The sequence below is a fragment of the Mycobacterium sp. NGS34 genome (genome assembly GCF_059812845.1).
The window spans coordinates 211975-230448 of sequence record NZ_JCALDM010000004.1 but is presented as its reverse complement, the minus strand read 5'-3'; the positions used below and the strand labels follow the sequence as shown (position 1 = coordinate 230448).

Annotated in this window: 16 protein-coding genes and 2 riboswitches; of the genes, 1 reads left to right on the top strand and 15 read right to left on the bottom strand. The window is 69.3% G+C overall.

All coding sequences use genetic code 11. The features are described from left to right. Window positions 1–4: 4 nt before the first annotated feature. The 12 genes from gcvP to AC5Y7V_RS12680 all read right to left on the bottom strand — a co-directional run bounded on the left by gcvP (window position 5) and on the right by AC5Y7V_RS12680 (window position 13571). Window positions 5–2830, bottom strand: coding sequence for an aminomethyl-transferring glycine dehydrogenase (gene gcvP, locus AC5Y7V_RS12735; RefSeq protein ID WP_499880392.1), 2826 nt, complete (start codon window positions 2828–2830; stop codon window positions 5–7). Window positions 2831–2862: 32 nt separating this feature from the next. Beyond that, window positions 2863–2988, bottom strand: a riboswitch (glycine riboswitch). Between the two features lie 2 nt (window positions 2989–2990). After that, window positions 2991–3088, bottom strand: a riboswitch (glycine riboswitch). Window positions 3089–3216: 128 nt separating this feature from the next. Next, window positions 3217–3846, bottom strand: a complete 630-nt coding sequence (locus tag AC5Y7V_RS12730; RefSeq protein ID WP_067013021.1) for a MerR family transcriptional regulator — start codon at window positions 3844–3846, stop codon at window positions 3217–3219. A gap of 296 nt (window positions 3847–4142) precedes the next feature. After that, window positions 4143–4637 (bottom strand): bifunctional nuclease family protein, encoded by a 495-nt coding sequence (locus tag AC5Y7V_RS12725; RefSeq protein ID WP_066933175.1) that lies wholly within the window; start codon window positions 4635–4637, stop codon window positions 4143–4145. A 64-nt stretch (window positions 4638–4701) separates the two neighbouring features. After that, on the bottom strand, window positions 4702–5457 hold the full coding sequence (gene ftsR, locus AC5Y7V_RS12720) for a transcriptional regulator FtsR (RefSeq protein ID WP_499880391.1): 756 nt from the start codon (window positions 5455–5457) through the stop codon (window positions 4702–4704). Window positions 5458–5469: 12 nt separating this feature from the next. Beyond that, window positions 5470–5952, bottom strand: coding sequence for a glycogen accumulation regulator GarA (garA, locus tag AC5Y7V_RS12715; protein WP_499880390.1), 483 nt, complete (start codon window positions 5950–5952; stop codon window positions 5470–5472). Between the two features lie 266 nt (window positions 5953–6218). Continuing rightward, window positions 6219–6617 carry a glycine cleavage system protein GcvH gene (gcvH, locus tag AC5Y7V_RS12710; protein WP_499880389.1) on the bottom strand — a complete coding sequence of 133 codons (399 nt, stop codon included), beginning with the start codon at window positions 6615–6617 and terminating at the stop codon, window positions 6219–6221. A 37-nt stretch (window positions 6618–6654) separates the two neighbouring features. After that, a complete protein-coding gene (locus tag AC5Y7V_RS12705) occupies window positions 6655–7494 on the bottom strand; it encodes a DUF881 domain-containing protein (RefSeq protein WP_499880388.1) in 840 nt (279 codons plus the stop codon). 15 nt (window positions 7495–7509) lie between these two features. Continuing rightward, the gene (locus AC5Y7V_RS12700; protein ID WP_066933079.1) at window positions 7510–7842 is read right to left on the bottom strand and encodes a small basic family protein; all 333 of its coding nucleotides are present in this window, start codon (window positions 7840–7842) and stop codon (window positions 7510–7512) included. Window positions 7843–7879: 37 nt separating this feature from the next. Next, on the bottom strand, window positions 7880–8797 hold the full coding sequence (locus AC5Y7V_RS12695) for a DUF881 domain-containing protein (RefSeq protein ID WP_499880387.1): 918 nt from the start codon (window positions 8795–8797) through the stop codon (window positions 7880–7882). After that, window positions 8790–9395 carry a CDP-alcohol phosphatidyltransferase family protein gene (locus AC5Y7V_RS12690; protein WP_499880386.1) on the bottom strand — a complete coding sequence of 202 codons (606 nt, stop codon included), beginning with the start codon at window positions 9393–9395 and terminating at the stop codon, window positions 8790–8792. Before AC5Y7V_RS12690 ends, AC5Y7V_RS12695 begins: the two co-directional genes overlap by 8 nt. 94 nt (window positions 9396–9489) lie before the next feature. Continuing rightward, window positions 9490–11826 (bottom strand): accessory Sec system translocase SecA2, encoded by a 2337-nt coding sequence (gene secA2 / locus AC5Y7V_RS12685; RefSeq protein WP_499880385.1) that lies wholly within the window; start codon window positions 11824–11826, stop codon window positions 9490–9492. Window positions 11827–11927: 101 nt separating this feature from the next. Continuing rightward, on the bottom strand, window positions 11928–13571 hold the full coding sequence (locus AC5Y7V_RS12680) for an acetolactate synthase (protein WP_499880384.1): 1644 nt from the start codon (window positions 13569–13571) through the stop codon (window positions 11928–11930). An 81-nt stretch (window positions 13572–13652) separates the two neighbouring features. On the opposite strand from AC5Y7V_RS12680, the gene bacA reads away from it, so the two are divergent. Continuing rightward, a complete protein-coding gene (gene bacA, locus AC5Y7V_RS12675; RefSeq protein WP_499880383.1) occupies window positions 13653–15572 on the top strand; it encodes a vitamin B12 ABC transporter pemease/ATP-binding protein BacA in 1920 nt (639 codons plus the stop codon). 72 nt (window positions 15573–15644) lie between these two features. Here the strand turns inward: bacA and AC5Y7V_RS12670 are convergent, their stop codons facing one another. The 3 genes from AC5Y7V_RS12670 to AC5Y7V_RS12660 all read right to left on the bottom strand — a co-directional run bounded on the left by AC5Y7V_RS12670 (window position 15645) and on the right by AC5Y7V_RS12660 (window position 18465). Continuing rightward, window positions 15645–17102 (bottom strand): FAD-binding protein, encoded by a 1458-nt coding sequence (locus AC5Y7V_RS12670; protein WP_499880382.1) that lies wholly within the window; start codon window positions 17100–17102, stop codon window positions 15645–15647. A gap of 49 nt (window positions 17103–17151) precedes the next feature. Continuing rightward, window positions 17152–17655, bottom strand: coding sequence for a VOC family protein (locus AC5Y7V_RS12665; RefSeq protein ID WP_499880381.1), 504 nt, complete (start codon window positions 17653–17655; stop codon window positions 17152–17154). Between the two features lie 126 nt (window positions 17656–17781). Further along, the gene (locus tag AC5Y7V_RS12660) at window positions 17782–18465 is read right to left on the bottom strand and encodes a TetR/AcrR family transcriptional regulator (RefSeq protein WP_499880380.1); all 684 of its coding nucleotides are present in this window, start codon (window positions 18463–18465) and stop codon (window positions 17782–17784) included. Window positions 18466–18474 lie beyond the last annotated feature (9 nt).

The window sequence follows — 18474 nt, the reverse complement described above, 5'->3', positions numbered from 1 at the left end:
CGGGCTAGGCGAACGCCTCCACCGGCGGGCACGAGCAGACCAGGTTGCGGTCGCCGTAGGCGCCGTCGATGCGGCGCACCGGCGGCCACACCTTGGGGCGAAAGCCCTTGCCCAGCGGGTAGGCCGCCTCTTCCCGGGTGTACGGGTGCTTCCAGGCGGAGACCAGCAGGCATTCGGCGGTGTGCGGGGCCCCCCGCAGCGGGTTGTCGTCGGCGGGCCACTCCCCCGAGCCGACGCGGTCGATCTCGCCGCGGATGGCGATCATGGCCTCGCAGAAGTCGTCGACCTCGGTCAGGCTCTCGCTTTCGGTCGGCTCCACCATCAGCGTGCCGGCGACCGGGAAGCTCATGGTTGGCGCGTGAAAGCCGTAGTCCGCCAACCGCTTTGCGACGTCGTCGACGGTCACCCCGGTCGCCTTGGTGATGCCGCGCAGGTCCAGGATGCACTCGTGGGCGACCATGCCGTTCTCGCCGGCGTACAGCACCGGGAAGTACTCGTCGAGGCGACGGGCGATGTAGTTGGCCGAGGCGATCGCGGTCAGCGACGCCGCCCGCAGCCCGTCGGCGCCCATCATCCGGATGTAGGCCCAGCTGATCGGCAGGATCGACGCCGACCCGTAGGGCGCCGCCGACACGGGATGACCCCCGGGCAGCTCCGGGGCGTACGGGTGGCCGGGCAGGAACGGGGCCAGGTGCGAGCGCACGGCCACCGGCCCGACGCCGGGCCCGCCGCCGCCGTGCGGGATGCAGAACGTCTTGTGCAGGTTCAGGTGACTGACGTCGCCGCCGAACCTGCCCGGGCGGGCCAGCCCGACCAGCGCGTTGAGGTTGGCGCCGTCGATGTAGACCTGCCCGCCCGCGTCGTGCACGGCCGCGCAGATTTCGGCGATGTCGTGCTCGTACACGCCGTGCGTGGACGGGTAGGTGATCATCAACGCCGCCAGCCGGTCCGCGTGCTCGGTCACCTTGGCGCGCAGGTCGTCGAGGTCGACGTCGCCGTTGTCCCGGCAGGCCACGACGGCCACCCGCATCCCGGCCAGCGCGGCCGACGCGGCGTTGGTGCCGTGCGCGCTGGACGGGATGAGGCAGATGTCGCGGTGCGGTTCGCCGCGGCTGGCGTGGTAGTCGTGGATGGCCAGCAGGCCGGCGTACTCGCCCTGCGAGCCGGCGTTGGGCTGCAGCGAGACGGCGTCGTAGCCGGTGATCTCCACCAGCCAGGTCTCCAGGTCCGCGATGAGGCGGCGCACGCCCTCGGTGTCGGACGCCGGCGCGAACGGGTGCAGGCGCGCGAATTCCGGCCAGGTGATCGGCTCCATCTCGGCCGCCGCGTTGAGCTTCATCGTGCACGAGCCGAGCGGAATCATGCTGCGGTCCAACGCGATATCCTTGTCCGCCAGCGTGCGCAGGTATCGCATCATCGCCGTTTCGGTGCGGTACTGCGTGAACGCGGGATGGGTCAGGAACTCCGAGGTGCGGGTCGCGATGTCCACGCCGGCCGGCGCGGCGGCCGCGACCCCGAAGGCGTCGATGACCGCGGCGACGTCCGCGTCGGTGGTGGCCTCGTCGCAGGCCACCGAGACGTGGTCGTCGTCGACGCGCCACAGGTTGATGCCCTTGGCCTTGGCGGCCGCCAGCACCTCGTCGGCGCGGCCCGGCACCCGGGCCAGCACGGTGTCGAAGTACTTGTCGTGCACCAGCGCGCCACCGAGTGCCGCGGCGATCGCCTCGGCGTGGCCGTGCACGCGGCGGGCGATCCCGACCAGCCCGTCGGCGCCGTGGTAGCTGGCGTACATCGCGGCCATCACCGCCAGCAGCACCTGCGCGGTGCAGATGTTGCTGGTCGCCTTGTCGCGGCGGATGTGTTGCTCGCGGGTCTGCAACGCCAACCGAAATGCCGGCGCGCCATCACTATCCACGGACACGCCGACCAGCCGCCCCGGCAGCTGGCGGGCGTGCTTGGCATGCACGGCCAGGTAGCCGGCGTGCGGCCCGCCGAATCCCATTGGGACACCGAATCTTTGGGTGGTGCCGAACGCCACGTCGGCGCCGATCTCCCCCGGCGGGGTGATCAGCGTGAGGGCCAGCAGGTCCGCGCCGACGGCGACCAGCGCGCCCCGCTCGTGCGCCTGCGTGATCAGGGCCGCCCAGTCGGTGATCCGGCCGCTGGCGCCGGGCACCTGGGCGATGACGCCGAAGAAGTCACCGTCGGGCAGGCCGTCCCGCAGGTCGGCGGTGACGATCTCGATGCCCAGCGGCCGGGCCCGGGTGGCCAGCACGGCCGCGGTCTGCGCGAACACGTCGACGTCCACGACCAGTCGGTTCGTCGTGCCGCGGGCGGCGCGATGCAACAGGGTCATGGCCTCCGCGGCGGCGGTGCCCTCGTCGAGCATCGACGCGTTGGCGACCTCGAGGCCCGTGAGGTCGGCGACCATCGTCTGGAAGTTCAGCAGCGCCTCCAGCCGGCCCTGGCTGATCTCCGGCTGATAGGGCGTGTAGGCGGTGTACCAGGCCGGGTTTTCCATGATGTTGCGCAGCAACACCGGCGGCGTGAGCGTGTCGTAGTAGCCCTGCCCGATCATCGACACGGCAACGGTGTTGCTGTCGGCCAGCGCGCGCAGCTCGGCCAGCGTCTCGGCCTCGGTGGCGGGGGGCGGCAGCTTTTCCAGGCCGGGCGCGGCGCCCCCGTCGGGGCGGGTGTCGAGGATGCCGCTGGGAACCGCCTTCGAGGCCAGCTCGTCTAACGAGTCGACCCCGATGACGTCGAGCATGGCCGCGATGGCCTGGCCGTCCGGGCCGATGTGCCGCGCTGCGAACGTTGATTTGTCGGGCACCTGCGAAACTCCTGAGGTCGAGGGACTAGCGGCCCTCTCCCTCTGTCTTCACCCGTTCGCCGGGCGCCTGAGAGATTCGGCGCCGGGCCACAGGCCGGGCGCCTTTCCCCATCGGCGGGTGTGGACCGCTACCGGTCCCCACCGCTTTCCAGAGGCATCGTTAACTTGCGCGGTCCGGGTGCCTGAGAGGTTGACGGAGAGGTATTGCTCCTTCGGCGTCCGTGACTGGAGGCCACGAAACTCTCCCGCTCGAGTGCGATGCGGGTCCCAGTTTACCCGCGCGGTCAGCCCCACTCCACTTCATCGCGAGCGTGCGTGTTTGCGCGACGACACGCCGTCAAGCGTGTACAACCGTGCACGCTCGTGCCGGAGAGGGAAGGGCGCCGTCAGCCGATCTTGCGGTCGCGGTGCTTGCGCCGGGACGCCAGCTCGTCCTCCGGCGCCGCGATCGACTCGCCGCCGTCGGCGCGCTCGCCGTGGAAGTCCGCGATGACGCCGGTCAGCTCGCGCATGGCCCCGGACACCGCGATGCCGAACACGCCCTGGCCGCCCTGCAGCAGGTCGACGACCTCTTCGGCCGACGTGCATTCGTAGACGGTGGTGCCGTCGGAGAACAGGGTGATGTTGGCGAGGTCCTGGACGCCCCGCTGGCGCAGATGGTCGACGGCGACGCGGATGTTGTGCAGCGAGATGCCGGTGTCGAGCAGGCGCTTGACGATCTTGAGAACGAGGATGTCCTTGAAGGAGTACAGCCGCTGGCTGCCGGAGCCCGCCGCGCTGCGGATCGAGGGGACCACCAGCGAGGTCCGGGCCCAGTAGTCCAGCTGCCGGTAGGTGATCCCGGCGATCTGACAAGCGCTCGGCCCGCGGTAGCCCACCAGCTCGTCGGGCACGGAATCGTCCGGGAACAGCCCGGGCTGCACGGGTGCGCTCGGCGCGGAGGCGGGCTGGTCGCTGCTCGCGGCGTTCGCTTGGTCAGCTAGGTCCAGCTGCTCTTGACGTGGCTGCTCGCTCACGGTGGTTCCTCTCGCCGATCGCGCTGTCATCGTTAGCTGCGTCTCTGGCTGCACCGCAGCCACGTGTGCTCAGGCCCGAGTGCTAGTGAGCTTACGCTTTTCGATAGCCGCCGCGCCTTAAGTCGTGATCAAAGTATGGCGGCCGTAGGCCCAACTGGCAGCACTATCGGCCAGCGTGTCGAGATCGCGGCGCCAGATGAGATGGATCCGTGATGTCGGCGCCCAGCCTAGCCGCACGCCGACCATACGCAGAATCGCACGCGAAACGTGCGAGTTTGCGTCGCGGCAGGCCCCGGCTAGGTCGCCTTGAAATCGTCGGGCGACACGCTGTCGAGAAACTCCTTGAACTTCTCGACCTCGTCCTCGCGGACGGCGGTGTTGGCCTCTTCGTCGCTCTCGTCCGGGATGAGCAGGCCGGCCTGGGCGAGCACGGCCTCCTCGACATAGATAGGGACGCCGACCCGCAGGGCTATCGCCACCGAGTCCGACGGGCGCGCCGAGACCGTGATGTTGCGGTCGAAGACCAGGTCGGCGTAGAACGTGCCCTCCTGCAGATCGACGATTCGCACCTCTTTCAGCGAATGCCCAAGCGCCGCAATGAGATCCCTGATCAGGTCGTGCGTCAGCGGCCGAGGCGGTTCGACCCCCTGCTGCTCCAGCGCGATGGCGGCGGCTTCGGACTGACCGATCCAGATCGGCAGGTATCGGTCACCGTTGGCCTCGCGCAGCAACAGTACCGGCTGGTTCTGCGGCTGCTCGACGCGAATGCCGACAACACGAACTTCGCCCATCTGTGTCTGCCCTCCGCAACTCGTCAGCCCGCCGAACACCAAGCTGTCCAACGAAGTCTAATCCTCAGCGATGCAGAACGTCGCGAACGGCAGACTTGATCAGCGAGGTGTGCAACGTGATCGCGAGCGCGGCCACCTCACGCGCCAGGTCGTCGGCGCGATCCCGGGCGCCGGCCTTGCCGGCCTTGACTAGAGGCCCCGCGATCTGGGCGATCAGATCGGACTGCCGGTCGGCCGCGGACCGGAAGGCGCGCAGATGCCTGGGCTCCACGCCGTATTCGGCCAGCGCCCGCGCGCATTGGAGGATGACCACCGCGTGCTCGTCGAAGAACCGGCCCGGGCCGGTGGTGATCACGCCCGCCCGCAGCAACGCCGTCAGCAGTTCGTCGTCCACCCCGGAGCGTTCCAGGAGATCCTCCCGGCTCAGCCGGACCCGCGGCGGGGCGACCGCCGCCGCGTCCGGGGCGGCCTCGGCCACGGCGTCGGATTCCCCGCCGTTGGGAACCGACACCAATCGCGGTACCCCGTAAGGCGATCCGATCGGCGGCAGCTCGCCGTCGGGCAGGGCGTCCAGCTGCGCCCGGATCACCTTCAGCGGTAGGTAGTGGTCGCGCTGCGCGGTGAGGATGAACCGCAACCGCGCGCAGTCGTACGCGGTGAACCTGCGATATCCCGACGCGGCGCGCTGCGGCGTCACCAGTCCCTCAGCTTCCAAGAATCGAATCTTGGAGATCGTGACATCGGGGAAATCCGGCCTCAACAGGTCGAGGACCGCCCCGATCGACATCCCGGCCAGTGCCGGGCTATCGGGTGCGCTCACTACCCTCCTTTACTACCCTCCGGAATCACCGTCGTCGCCCTGCTTGGGTCCGGTCAGGAACACCAACCGGAATTTGCCGATCTGCACTTCGTCGCCGTTGGCCAGCACCGCCGAATCGACGGGCTCGCGGTTGACGTACGTGCCATTCAGGCTACCGACATCGACGACGTGAAATTCGTTGTTTTCCAACCTGAATTCGGCGTGGCGACGGCTGACGGTGACGTCGTCGAGGAAGATGTCGCTGTCGGGATGCCGACCGGCCGACGTGATGGCCTGATCCAGCAGGAACCGCGACCCGGCGTTCGGTCCGCGTTTGACGACCAGCAACGCCGAGCCGGCCGGGAGTCCCTCGACCCCCGATACCGCGCTCTCGGTCCCCGCCTGGGCGGGTGCGTCGAGTTCGTTGAGGAAGTCGGCGCGAAAGACCGAAGTCGTCTCCACCGTGACTTCCTCAGAGGTCTGGTCTTTCCCCATGTCCGAGTCCATGTCCGTCACGCGCTGCTCCTCACTGGCCGCTGTGGCGTTGTCCGAACCGGGCCGCTCGCCCGGCTCCCCTCTAGGTTTCTCGAGGCTTGCTGAGTTTTTCTAGCCCCGCACTGCTGATTACTTGACCGTCTCGTGTCTATCAAGTGTCGATCTGTTGACCGTACCGCGCACCGGTCCGCAATGTGCCCCCCACCGGACGATCGGAAACCCGACCGACGTGAACCGGATGCGCCGCCCGCATCACCGAGCGGGGCTGGCAGGCACATTAGCAACCGTCATTCGGTCAGCGTCCCGCGGTACGCCTCGGGGTCGAGCAGCGCCGAGATCGCGGACTCGAGATCGGCGGCGTCCGAGACCTGGACATCCACCAGCCAGCCCGACCCGTACGGGTCGGAGTTGACCAGCTGCGGGCTGCCGTCCAGATCGCCGTTGACCGCCAAGACCGTGCCCGAAACCGGCGCGAACAGGTCCGACACCGACTTCGTCGACTCGACCTCGCCGAAGGACTCGCCCGCGGTCACCTGGCTGCCCACGTCCGGCAGCTGGACGAACACGACATCGCCGAGCGCCGACTGCGCGAAGTCGGTGATACCGACCCGCACGGTGTCCTCGCCGCTGCGTCGAACCCACTCATGTTCGGCGGTGTAGTGCAGATCGGACGGGATATCGCTCACGGGTGATCCTGTTCTGGTCGCTGCCAACGAGGCACGTTCACTTGACGGGCTGAGCGTATTGGTGCGGTTTTGGTTGTCGCAAGGTGGTCACGTCGACGCGGTCGGCCTGCTGCACCGACATCCGCGCGCCGACGCGCTTGATGCTGTCCTCGGCACCGCCGGGGATGTTCATCGCCGCGGCCAGCGTGGGCGGATCGCCAATCGCCAGAATCGAATACGGGGACGACAGGTTCTTGCTGTCGACGGTCAACGAGCCAGGCGTACCCACTATCCAGGTGTCGACGCCCACCCGGACGGACTGATGCGCGTCGTTGATCTCGATCGCTTCCGCGCCGGCGGCGCGCAACTCGTTGATCACGTCGAGCATCGCGTCGGGTGAGACCCCGGGCCCCGGGTCGTCGATGGTGATGGTGACGCCGGGGCCGGTGGCGCCGACGGCGCCGACCAGGATGGACAGCGCGGCGAGCCGGGCCTGGGCGCTCTGGATGGCGGCCTGATCGCTGTTGCCGGAGGCCTGCAACGCGTTCAGCGTGTTCTGCAGTTCGCCGACTTCGGTATTCAGCGTGGCCTCGCGCTGCCGCAGCGAGTCCAGCAGCACCAGGAGGTCAGCGGGGCGGGCGGTGTCCAGCGAGTCGCCCGACTTGGTCTGGCGGACCTGGGTGACGATGGCGATCCCCAGGACGAGGCACAGCACGACCGCCAGCGCGCCGAAGGCCAGCCGCGACCGGCCGGCCCGCAGCAGCGCGGACAACCCGGTGCGGTGCACCGGCCCGATCTCGGGACGGGGGCGGTGCGCCGGCAGCTCGTGGCGGCCGCGGTGCGCGGCCTCGCTCGCGGCGGGCTCGGCCGGCTCGCGATCGGGCGGCTCTTGGCTCACGACGACCTCATCCCGTCACGCCCCGAACAGCCGGCGGCGCAGCGCGGCCGCGTTGCCGAAGATGCGGATGCCGAGCACGACGATGATCGCCGTCGACAGCTGGGTGCCGACGCCCAGTTGGTCGCCGACGTAGACGATGAGCGCGGCCACAAAGACGTTGAACACGAACGAAATCACGAAGACCTTGGGGTCAAAGATGCGTTCGAGGTAGGCGCGCAGCCCGCCGAACACCGCGTCCAGCGCGGCCACCACCGCGATCGGCAAATAGGGCTGTACGACCTCCGGGACGGCGGGGTGGAAGACCAGCCCCAGCACGATGCCGACCGCGAGCGCCGCGATGCCGATCATGCGCGGCGTCCCCTCTGTCTTCCGAAGAGCTCTCTCACTAGGGCCCAATCTGTTTGGCGAACTTGACATCCCGGAGCGGTCCGGCGGGCAGCGACAGGCCGTCGGCGAGGTCCACGGTGACGACGACGCCGTAGGAGGCCTCCAGCAGCCTAAGCCGCTGCAGACCGGGGCTGCCGTCGAAGACGTCCCGCATCGAATGCGGTGGCCCGACCGCCAGGATCTTGTAAGGGCTGCTGGTGGGGTTGTTGTCGACGAGGATCGCCCCGCCGGCCTGCCGGATGGTGACGTTCGGTCCGATCCGGACCCCGCCGACGGAGATGGCTTCCGCGCCGCTGGCCCACAACGAGTTGACGACCAGCTGCAGGTCGCGGTCCAGGATGATCTGTCTGCTGCCGTTGATGCGCTGCTTGGACACGTCCGAAAGGTTCGGGCCGGCACCGGGATCGGTCACGGTCACCGCCAGGCCGGGACCGATGACGGCCTTGCTGGCCGCGGCGAGCCCGAGGGCGTCGAGGCTGGCCAGCAGCCGCTGCCCCTGGGCGTTTTCGGCGAGCGCGTGGCGCTGCACGTCGTCGACCCGGGTCGACAGCGCGCTGCGCTCCTGGCCCAGCTTGGCCGCGGCGGCTTCCGACGAACGCACGCTTTCCAGCAGCAGCTGCTGCGCGGTGCGTACGCCGGGCGCCACCGAGCGCGCCTGCGCGACGGCGGCGGCGAACACCGTGGCGATCAGCAGCGCGGCCAGGGCCTGCCAGAGCCAGCCGAAAGCGCGTCCGCGCCGGCTGGGTTCCGAGCCGTCACGCTTGGCCGCGGCGGCGGCGTAGCCGGGATCCAGGTGCTCCGAGAGCAGGGCGCGCAGCAGCGAGGGCACCGGGATCAGCTGCGGCCGCGCGGCGGCGTGGGCGCTGCGGCCCGCGTTCGGGTCGTAGCCGCCGAGCAGGCGGTCCGCGTCAGTCATGACCACCCACAGGCTGTTTCAGCTTGGGCATCCGGCGCACCACCAACGTCATCTGCACCGCGTACAGCACGAACGCCCACAGGTAGGTGTACAGGCCCCAGCCCAAAAAGCCCCAGCCGACGGCCCTCACCACGCGGCTCCACTCCGCCCCGCCGGTGCCCAGCAGGACCAACGGGAACCCCGCCATCAAAGCGAAGGTGGCGCCCTTGCCGACATAGGTCACCGGCAGCGCCGAGAGCCCCCGGCTGCGAAGCACCGGCAGCGTCGAAGCCAGCAGCCCGTCGCGCACCAGCAGCGTGATGACGAACCACCACGGCACGATCCCGTCGATCGCCAGCACGATCGGGACGGTCACCATGTAGAGCCGGTCCACCGCCGGGTCCAGCAGGACGCCGAGTCGCGAGGACTGGTTGAGCGTGCGGGCGATCTTCCCGTCGGCCCAGTCGGAGGCCCCGCTGAACATCAGGATCGCGACAGCCCAGCCGTTGGCGTGGGCGTACAGCAGCACGTAGATGAACACCGGGATGAGCAACAGTCGGACGGCGCTCAGCGCGTTGGGCACCGTCAACACCCGATCGGGCGGAAGCACGGGCTCCATGAGCCGTGACATTAGTCGACCGCCGAACGTGCGGCTGGCCGCACGCTCGAGCACCAGTGTGCGGCTGGCCGCATGCTCGGCGGGCCGGCGAAGACTAGCGGAACACCCCGGGCAGGCTCAGGGTCGACAGCGTGTCGTCCGACAGCGGGTTGTCGTTGACCATGTAGGTCCACGTCGACGTCGGCCGCGCCAGCTTGGACAGGTCCAGCCCCGGCTCCTCCTCGAGCACGTTCGCGGTTTCGAACGTCTGCTGCGCCGCCTCGATGGCGTCGGCGGCCAGGGACGCGAACGCGTCGACCGCCATCCGGTGGAACTCGTCCAGCGGATTCTGCCGGCCCAGCGCGCGCAGGTGAATGCTTTCGCGGATGTCGGCGAGGTAAGCCAGATGGTCGGCCCAGCCCCGGTCGAGGTGATACAGCATGATGAGCCGGCAGATCTTCTCCAGGCGTGACTCGGGATCGTCCTTGGACATTGCCTGAGCCAGTTCCTCGTAGCGGTCCGGCGCCAGCTCGGCGAGTTCCTCGCGCGCGGTTGCGGTGCGCAGCAACGTGTTTCGCCGATCGACGATTATGGCGCGCTGCTGGGCGATCAGCTGGTTGTAGCGCCAGGTGTTGGCGTGCACGTCGAGCATCCGGCCCTCGGCGACCCGCTGCGCGTGGTCGAGCATCCCGGCCGCCTTGGGGCTGACGATCCGGCCGTCCTCGTCGGTCTGCATCGGGAGCTTGTTGTGGTCGAGGTTGGCCGCGACGACGTCGTCCTCCCAGCTGGAGAAGAACACCGACGACCCGGGGTCGCCCTGCCGTCCGGCGCGGCCGCGCAGCTGGTTGTCCAGCCGCTCCGTGTGGTGGCGGCCCGTGCCGACCACGTGCAGCCCGCCCAGTTCGGCGACGCGGTCATGGTCCGCCTCGTCGGAGCCGCCGAGGCGGATGTCGGTGCCGCGCCCGGCCATCTGGGTCGACACGGTGACCGTGCCGTACTCGCCGGCCTCGGCGATCACCTTCGCCTCCTCGGCGTCGTTCTTCGCGTTGAGCACCACCGCGGGTACGCCGCGGCGCAGCAGCCGCTCGTGCAGTTCCTCGGACTCGGCCACGTCGCGGGTGCCGACCAGCACCGGCTGCCCGGTCTCGTGCACCTCGGCGATGTGCGCGACGATCGCGTCGTTCTTCGCGGCCGCGGTGATGTAGACCCGGTCGGACTCGTCCTCGCGAATGTTGGGCTCGTTCGGCGGGATTGGCGACACACCGAGCTTGTAGAACTGGCGCAGCTGCTCACCGGCGGCCAGCGCGGTGCCGGTCATGCCGCAGACCGTGGCGTAGCGGTTGATGAGCGCCTGCACCGTGATCGTGTCGAGCACCTCGCCCGTCTCGGTGGTCTCGATGCCCTCCTTCGCCTCGACGGCGGCCTGCAGGCCGTCGGGCCAGCGCTGCAGTTGCGCGATGCGGCCGCGGGCGGAGTTGATCAGGTGCACCGCGTCGTCGCGCACGATGTAGTGCACGTCGCGCTGCAGCAGCACGTGCGCGTGCAGCGCCACGTTGACCTCGGTGAGCGTGGTGCCGACGTGTTCCTCGGAGTACAGGTCGATGCCGCCGAGCGCCTTTTCGACCTTGCGGGCGCCGGCGTCGGTCAGGTGGACGTTGCGGCTGTCGGCGTCGGTCTCGTAATCGGTCGCGGCGTCGAGCTTGCCGACCAGCTTGATGATCTCCACGCGCGGCGTCTCGCGGTGGGTGGTGCCGGCCAGCACCAGCGGCACCAGCGCCTCGTCGACCAGCACCGAGTCGGCCTCGTCGATCAGGGCCACGTCGGGGTTGGGCGACACCAGGTCGTCGACGTCGGTCGCCAGCTGGTCGCGCAGCACGTCGAAGCCGATCTCGTTGACCGAGGCATAGGTAACGTCGCAGCCGTAGGCGGCGCGGCGCTCCTCGCTCGACGACTCCGCGGTGATCCAGCCGACCGTCAGCCCCAAAGCCTCCAGCAGCGGGCCCATCCACTCGGCGTCGCGGCGCGCCAGGTAATCGTTGATGGTCACCACGTGCACGTGCCGCCCGGCCAGCGCGTACCCGGCCGCCGCGATCGCGCCAGACAGGGTTTTGCCCTCGCCCGTGGCCATCTCGATCACGTCGCCGGCGAGCATGCGCAACGCACCCAGCAGCTGGACATCGAAGGGCCGCAGCCCGGTCGTCCGTTCCGCGGCCTCCCGGGCGATCGCGAGGAACTGCGGGATGTCGGCGGACTCGGCGAGGTCCTCGAGCTTGAGCAGCCCGGTCGCCTTGCGCAGCTTCTCGTCGCTGAGATCGGCGGCCTCCTTGTCGAATTCCGACGAGGCGTCGACGTCCGCGAGGGAGCGGCTGCGGTTCTTCTCGGTGCTGGCGCCGAGCAGCCGCCAGAAGCGGCTACTCAGGCGGCCGGGTTGGGTCCGGGTGGTCTTTGGCACAGGTCAACGGTACGCGAGCCCCAATCCTCGCGAGCGTGCGTGTTTGACCGGAACACGCCGGGCGTACGCGTGCAACTGCGCACGCTCGCGCCCCGAAGGAATCAGGCGAGGTTCGACCGCCGCGGGTAGGCGACGGCCGGGTCGGTCAGCACGTTGACGACGGCGGGCAGGCCGCTGGCGAAGGCGCGCTCCAGCGCGGGCCGCAATTCGGTGGGCGCGGCCACCAGCTCGCCGTGGGCGCCGAGGGCGCGCGCGACCTCGTCGTAGCGGGTGCCCGGACGCAACTCGGCCACCACCGAGTAGCCGTACAGCGCCTCCATCGGGTGCTTCTCCAGCCCCCAGATCCCGTTGTTGCCGATCACCGACACGACCGGCACGCCGTGCCGCACCAGGGTGTCCCACTCCATCCCGCTGAAGCCGAAGGCGCCGTCGCCCTGCAGCAGCACCACCTGGCGGTCCGGTCGGGCCAGCTTGGCGGCCAACGCGTAGCCGGGGCCCGACCCGAGGCAGCCGAACGGCCCGCTGTCCAGCCAGCAGCCCGGCAGGTAGCTGTCGATCACCCGGCCGGCATAGGACCCGAAGTCGCCGGCGTCGATGACGACGATGGCGTCGCGGTCCAGCAGCGGCGCCAGCTCCGCGTAGACCCGCATCGGATGCAGCGGGGTCCGGTCATCGGCCAGCTCGGCCTTCTCCTGGGCGCGGGCCGCGGTCTCGGCCGTGCGCAGGTCGGCGACCCAATCCTGGTGTGCGGTGCCAGGTGTCGCGGCGAGGGCCGAGAGGATCGAGGTGAGATCGCCGTACAGGCCGGCGGCGATGGGACGGGGATGTTCGCGGACGGGTTGGCCGCGGTCGGCCACGATCAGCTGGGTGTCCGGCCCGAACACCTTGCCGAAGCCCAACCGGAAATCCATTGGCACGCCGACGATCAGCGCCACGTCGGCCTCGCCCAGGGCCTTGCCGCGCACCCGCGAGAAGGCCATCGGGTGGTCGGCGGGCACCACGCCGCGGGCCATCCCGTTCATCAGCACCGGAATCTGACGTTCCTCCGCGAGGCGCAGCAGCGCGGCCTCGCCGTGTCCCCACCAGACGTTGGTGCCCGCCATGATCACCGGCCGGCGCGCCGCCGCCAGCAGTCCGACGGCACGGTCGAGGGCCTGGGCGTCCGGCGCCGGGCCGGGCGGCACCGTCCCCAGGGCGCCGGGCCGGCCGTCGTCCTCCGACATCGAAAAGACGTGATCCATCGGGAAATCGACGAACCCGACACCGGACGGGGCGCCGACCGCCGCCCGCAACGCCTCGTCGACCAACCGGCCGGCGTCGTCGGCCGACTGCGCGGTGGCGGCGAATCGGGCCAGTGGCGCCACGAATGGCACATGGTCGATCTCCTGCAGCGAGCCCATGCCCCAGCGTCCCGCGGGCGCCCGCCCGCCGAGCACCACGAGGGGTGACTGGTTCTGCTGCGCCGCCGCCATCGCGCTCATCCCGTTGGTGACGCCGGGCCCGGCGGTCAACGCGGCCACCCCGGGCAGCCTCGTCACCTTCGACCAGCCCTCGGCGGCGAACGTCGCGGTTTGTTCGTGGCGGGTGTCGATCAGCCGGATTCCCTCGTCACGGCACCCGTCGTAGATGGAGAACAGGTGGCCGCCCGATAGGGTGAACACGGTGTCGATGCCGCTGGCTTTGAGCCGGCGTGCGACGTGTCGGCCGGCATGGACGGTCTGGCTGGACGGAGCGTCGATGCTCATCCAGGCAGCCTATCGACAAACCCTCGGGTACCTTCGCCGAAGGATTTCGTGTCAGGCCTCGACCTTAAGGAGACATCGACCATGGGCCCGAAGCCGTTCACGCCGTCGATCAACTGGTCGGCGGCACCGATCGATTCCCTGCGGTGGGTCGCCATAGCCTGGGTGATCGGCGCGGTCTGTCTGCTCGCCGTGCTCGTGGCGTTCCGGTATCTGACGCCGTGGGGCCGGCAGTTCTGGCGGATCACCCGCGGATACTTCGTCGGCCGGGCCAGCGTCAAGGTGTGGGCGATGCTCGGCGTGCTGTTGCTGTCGGTGCTGCTCGCGGTGCGGCTCACCGTGTTGCTGAGCTACCAGGGCAACGACCTGTACACGGCGGTGCAGAAGGCCGTGCAGGGCATCGCGGCGGACGACGCCAACGTCAAAGAGTCTGGGATCCATGGCTTTTGGATGTCGATCGGGATCTTTTCCGTGCTGGCGACGCTGTATGTCATCCGGTTCATGATCGACATCTATCTGACCCAGCGATTCATCATCGCCTGGCGCGTCTGGCTGACCGCCCACCTCACCGACGACTGGCTGGAGGGCAAGGCCTACTACCGGGATCTGTTCATCGACAACACCATCGACAACCCGGACCAGCGCATCCAGCAGGACATCGACATCTTCACCGCCAACGCCGGCGGCACCCCGAACATCCCGTCCAACGGCACGGGCAGCACCCTGCTGTTCGGGGCCGTCAACGCGGTGGCGTCGGTGATCTCCTTTGCCGCGATCCTGTGGCAGCTCTCCGGCAACCTGGAGCTTTTCGGCTTCGAGTTGCCGCGCGCGATGTTCGTCACGGTTCTGGTCTACGTGCTGGTCGCGACCGTGGTCGCGGTCTGGCTGGGGCATCCCCTGATCTGGCTGAGCTTCAACAACGAGAAACTCAACGCCGCATTCCGTTACGCGCTGGTGCGGTTGCGCGACGCGGCCGAGGCGGTGGGCTTCTATCGCGGTGAACGGGTCGAGCGCGCGCAGCTGTGGCGGCGCTTCACCCCGATCATCGCCAACTACCGCAAGTTCGTGCGCCGGACCATCATCTTCAACGGGTGGAACTGGTCGATGTCGCAGATCATCGTCCCGCTGCCGTGGGTGATCCAGGCGCCGCGGCTGTTCGCCGGCCGGATCGACTTCGGCGACGTCGGCCAGAGCGCGACGGCATTCGGCAACATTCAGGATTCGTTGTCGTTCTTCCGCAACAACTACGACGCGTTCGCCGCCTTTCGCGCGGCGATCATCCGGTTGCACGGGCTCGTCGACGCCAACAGCCGGGGCCGCGCGCTGCCGACGATCCTGGTCAAGCCGAGCGACGAGGCGACGGTCGAGTTGCGCGGTGTCGAGGTGCGCACGCCGGCCGGTGACCAGCTGATCGACCCGCTCGATGTGGCGCTCGACGACGGCGACTCGCTGGTGATCACCGGGCGCTCGGGCGCCGGCAAGACCACCCTGCTGCGCAGCCTGGCCGAGCTGTGGCCGTACGCATCGGGGACCCTGTGCCGTCCCGAGGGCGACAACGCGACGATGTTCCTCTCGCAGTTGCCGTATGTGCCGCTGGGCAGCCTGCGCACGGTCGTGTGCTACCCGAACGAGCCGGGCGACGTCTCCGACGGCGAGCTGCACGACGTGCTGACGAAGGTGGCGTTGGCGCCGCTGGCGAACCGGCTCGACGAGGAGCAGGACTGGGCCAAGGTGCTGTCCCCCGGCGAGCAGCAGCGCGTGGCCTTCGCCCGCATCCTGCTGACCAAGCCGAAGGCCGTGTTCCTCGACGAGGCCACCTCGGCGCTCGACGAGGGGCTGGAGTTCGCGCTGTACCAGCTGGTGCGCACCGAACTGCCGGACACCGTCCTGGTCAGCGTCAGCCACCGGCCCACCGTCGAGCAGCACCACGCCCAGCAGCTGCACCTGTTGGGCGGCGGCGAATGGCGACTGGGCCCGGTGGAGAAGGAACCGGCCGGGGTTTAGGCCGGCGAGTTTCGGCCGAGACGCGGCGAGGCTGTAAATCGGCAGGGGTTTACTCGCACCTTCCCTGCGAAATTACCGGCTCGACGCCGCCGCGTGCGCTCCGGCGCGGCGCCCGAAGAACGAGCCCTCCCCCAACTGCGTCCCGCTGGCATATCCCTTGCCGTCCTGGGCGATGTTGGACGCGCACGCCCCCACCGCGTAGAGGCCGGGCACCACGCTGTCGTCGTCGCGTAGCACCTGCCCGTCCACGGACACGGCCAGCCCGCCGACGGTGAACCCGGCGTACATCGCCTTGCCCAGCGACATGTCGAACGCGCCCCACGGCCCTTTGTCTTGCGCCGCAAGGAATTCCGGCTGCTTGTGGAAATCGGGATCCTCGCCACGGGCGGCGTGGGTGTTGTAACGATCCAGCGTGGCGACCAGGTTGCCCTGCGGAATGCCCAGCGCGGCTTCCATCTCGGGCACGGTCTCCCAGCCGTCGATCAGCGGCACCAGCGGCATCTTGGGGTGCTCCAGGTGCACCTCGTCGACGATCAGGAACGCCGCGCTGTCCGGCTGATCCATGATGAACCCGGCGGTGCGGGAGTGATACGAGTCCTCGGCGACGAACCGCTGCCCGAGCTTGTTCACGATGATCCCGGTGAGCAGGATCGACGGCGGGTAGGGCGGCGCCGTGATGAAGATCTGATCCATGTGCTGGGTGGCGCCCCCCGCGGACACGCCCATCCGGACGCCCAGGCCGTCGTCGTAGGTGTTGCCGAGCACGAACGGCTTCTCGCCCAGCTTCGGTGTGTACTCGGCCACCATCTCCGGGTTCATCACGAAACCGCCGGCAGCAATGATCACCGACTTTGCCTTGATCGCACCGGTTTCGGTGAATTGCTTCCACAGCACGCCGGTCACCGCGCCGGCGTCGTCCACGATCAGCTGACTGGCGCCGGTCTCGTACCGCACCTGCACGCCGAGGCTCGCGGCCCGCTTGAGGAGCAGGTCGATCACCATGCTGGCGCCGCCGGTGTCGCCGGGCACGGGCACCTTGTGACCGCGCGGCGCCGGCACCGCCTGCTCCAGGAAGGGCCACACCTTCTCGTTGCCGGTGAACATCAACCCCTCGGTGTTGGGCTGGATCACGGCCTTGCCGGGGAAGTAGCTGCGTTCGAACTGAAAACCCAAGTCCTCCAACCAGTTGAAGTGTTCGACGCTGCCCTCGCAGTAGGCACGAATCTTGGCGTGGTCCGGCTGCCGTGACACCGCGACGAGGTACTTGTACATCTCCTCGGGTGAGTCGGGGTGGCCGGTCGCCTCCTGCACGGCGGTGCCGCCGCCGAGGTAAAAGTGGCCTCCCGCAAGGGAAGTGGTGCCGCCCGCCGCGGCCGCGCGCTCGAGCACCAGCACCCGCGCGCCCGCGGCCGCCGCGCTGACCGCCGCGCACCCGCCGCCGATGCCGAAGCCGATCACCACCACGTCGACCTCGTCCGACCAGGAGGACACGGTGTCCGCGTTGACCGTGGCCGGGATCTCCTTGCTCATTGGCGCCACTCCTCTTCACCGCTTCGCATTGCGTCGTCGCCGGCGCGGCTCATCGCTGCTGCTCCTGCTTGATGTAGTCGTAGAACGCCCTCATCTCCGGTGCGATGTAGGCGATCTCCAGATATGGCACCCCGGCTTGGCGCGCCGACACGTAGGCGAACTGGATGCCGCCGGGCATCACGCCCTGCTGCACCACCGGCGCCCCCTGGGCGGCGGCCTCCGCAAGCGCCGCGTCGAATCCCTCGGGGCTCGGCGCCTCGATACAGATGTGGTGCAGACCGGGCCCCGAGTCGCGCAGAAAGTCACTATAGATGTTCTCCCCGCGGACCGGTGAGATCAGCTCCAACTGCATGTCTCCGAGGTAGCTCAGCGAGATGCTGGCGACGAAATCGGCGGGCCGGCCCAGGTAGCTGCACGTGTCCGGGGCAAAGTGCACCTCGGGTATCCGCACCCACTTGCGAACGCCTAACAGGCCGGTGAGGGCGGTTTCGGTGGCATCCAGGTCCGGGGTGACCCAGGCGATCTGCGTCGGCGATTGAGTGGGAAGGGTCATCGTCTCGCAGGATAGCCCAGCCGGCCAGGCGCCCATAAGGGGCAGGGAAGGCTTTGCCGCGAGCCGCCGCGTCGGCCATGCAAAAGCGCGATGAACACGTTCTAATTCGCACCGGTCAGTGCCGGGTCAGTGCTGGGTCAGCACGTCCACCAGCAGCCGCAGCTGGGTGTCGAACACGGCCGCCGGGTCGGTCAGCGTGTCGGCGCCGTACTGCCCGAACACCTCGAGGCTGATGGCGCCCAGCACGCCCGCCCACAACAGGAAGCACTTGGCGGTCACCAGGTCGTCGCCCGGAAACCCGAACTCGTGGCGAACGCGCTCGAAGTCGGACGACATCGGTTGCGGCGCAAGATCATTCGTCAAACGGATATCGCCGGTCGCAATGCCGGCGGCCACGGCGTCGAAGAACGCGCCCACCACGCGGGTGCCGGCCGGAACCGTCCGGTCGGCGGGCGCGTGATAGCCGGGGACCGGGCTCCCGTACAGCAGGGCCCAGCGGGCGGGGTCGGCCACCGCCCACGCCCGCGCCGCCCGCGCGATGGCGATGACGTCGTCGCTCCACGCCTCACCCGCGGTCTCGCGGGCCCGGTCCACGGTGTCGGCCAGGTCGGAATAGGCGTCGACCAGCAGCAGCGTCAGCAGCTCGTCGCGGCTGGACACATACCGGTACACGGCCGAGGACACCATGCCCAGGTCGCGGGCTATCGCGCGCACCGACAGCCCGGCGGCGCCGCCTTCCGCCAGCTGGCGCCGGCCGAGTTCGACGATTCGCGCCTCGATCTGCTCCCGCGATTCCTGGCGTTTGCCCACGCGGCCAGT